3 protein-coding genes are annotated in these 1,631 nt (G+C 34.6%); all 3 read right to left on the bottom strand.

Annotation, left to right across the window (positions count from 1 at the left end; genetic code table 11):
• Nucleotides 1–253: 253 nt before the first annotated feature.
• The 3 genes from JCM19033_RS26905 to JCM19033_RS26895 all read right to left on the bottom strand — a co-directional run bounded on the left by JCM19033_RS26905 (nt 254) and on the right by JCM19033_RS26895 (nt 1,582).
• Nucleotides 254–412 carry a hypothetical protein gene (locus tag JCM19033_RS26905; protein ID WP_269758469.1) on the bottom strand — a complete coding sequence of 53 codons (159 nt, stop codon included), beginning with the start codon at nt 410–412 and terminating at the stop codon, nt 254–256.
• A 520-nt stretch (nt 413–932) separates the two neighbouring features.
• Nucleotides 933–1,142, bottom strand: coding sequence for a hypothetical protein (locus JCM19033_RS26900; RefSeq protein ID WP_269758468.1), 210 nt, complete (start codon nt 1,140–1,142; stop codon nt 933–935).
• The gene (locus tag JCM19033_RS26895) at nt 1,133–1,582 is read right to left on the bottom strand and encodes a hypothetical protein (protein ID WP_269758467.1); all 450 of its coding nucleotides are present in this window, start codon (nt 1,580–1,582) and stop codon (nt 1,133–1,135) included. The genes JCM19033_RS26900 and JCM19033_RS26895 overlap by 10 nt, the downstream gene beginning before the upstream one ends.
• Between the last annotated feature and the right edge of the window lie 49 nt (nt 1,583–1,631).

The raw sequence follows: 1,631 nt of genomic DNA, 5'->3' as shown, positions 1-1,631 counted from the left end.
CAATTAAGTAAAGGACAAAATAAAAAACCGTTTCTATTGTGAAAACGATTAACCAACAAAAAAACCTGTATTCTATTTTCTTTGAAAGGGTCTCTTTATCTTAGGTACAATAAACGAGTCGTTGAGAAGATTGGTAATTGTGTATTCACATTAATGCCAAAAATGGGAAAGATCCCTGCTAATTCTTCAGCAGACTTCCCTCATAAGTCTTTTACTAAAATATGCTGAAAATAAATACCGGTTACACTAGGCATCAGGAGTTGCTTGTATTGTACTGCCTTCCTGACCAAATATTCATACCAATTATGTTTCTTCGATAACTTCTTTCATTACAAGTTCTTAAAACAATTCTGGATAACCGCTTTTTAATATAGTAATGGTATACTCTCGCTCCCATAATCACTATATTCATAGAGGTGACTAGGGGGAGGAATTGTTCTTCTTCTATGTCCGGCCTACTCTTCGACTATGCTGCCATCTTGATTACGAAACGTCTCTTCATCAACACCCTTTTTCTCGTTGATTTCTTTGTTTTCAAAGACATACACCTTTTCACCTTGAAAAACACAACACCATGTATTTATTAATTTCTTTATAGATTGCTATAGCATGTTCTCCCGCGTAATTGTTAATTAGACATCCACCATTGATTAACAAAAGTGACCGTAAAGGTTATCCCGCCGGGCATTGACTACTATTGCATTCAGAACAAGATTTCTTCTGGAAATTAGAATCATCTATTTAAAATAATTTTAAAGTGGGGATATTTTAAACAAGAGTTAGAGAAAGGTATAAAACAATAAGAAACGGATGAAAGCAAAATTTAAAATGAGTCCGATTCAATACCAGACTCATTTTAACCGAAGCTACCTAATGAAATAACCGTGTCTACCTGAATGGGTCAGTTTATTAGGAACATCCCACATTTTCACTTATGAATAGGAGCAAACACAAGGAACTGTTTCATCAGGCTCTTTTAAAAACTTTTCTATCCCGTTCTTATCCATTTGCTTTCTGTATTCTCTTAACGTAAACGACGAACCATTTCTTGTTAAAATAGATACATTTTTTTCAAAGTATTGACGGAACCTTTCTTCCATTTCTTCTTGTTCTTTATATCTATCCGGCCAAATTAAATACAATTGGGCGTAATGTTGGAAGCCTCCTCTAACACACCTTCCACCACAATTGGCGTGAGAAAACCTAGCTCATACATTCTTGGAAGTTTAATCCCCCATTCCTCTTCAATGATCCTTTTAACATTTATATCTTCAGTAAAGGTATCGATCATGGGAAACCTGGTTTCAATTGGTTCTAGAGGGTAATGCTCATAAAAATTTGTTAAGTTTTCAGCTCTATGCTTTTCATGTGGACCAATACCAAAATATAAAATTGGTTCTAAGTTGTGCTCATCCCGCAATTCTTCTAAAAAGACAATAGTCTGTTGCACTTTTAATTCCTCTGAACATTTTGCCAATCTAGAATTCCCTAAAAACCTATAGTCGTAAAACACTTCTTCTGGGGTTCTTCCATCAACTCTTTCAGTGATTTCTATTCCAATGTAATCGGCTACTTCTTGCATAAATCGATATTATCATCATCTTCCATAAGTGTTGTAAAAACAAATACAG

Source organism: Thalassobacillus sp. C254 (genome assembly GCF_001310615.1).
Note: the sequence above shows the minus strand (reverse complement) of the source record. Positions and strands in the feature narration are given on the sequence as shown.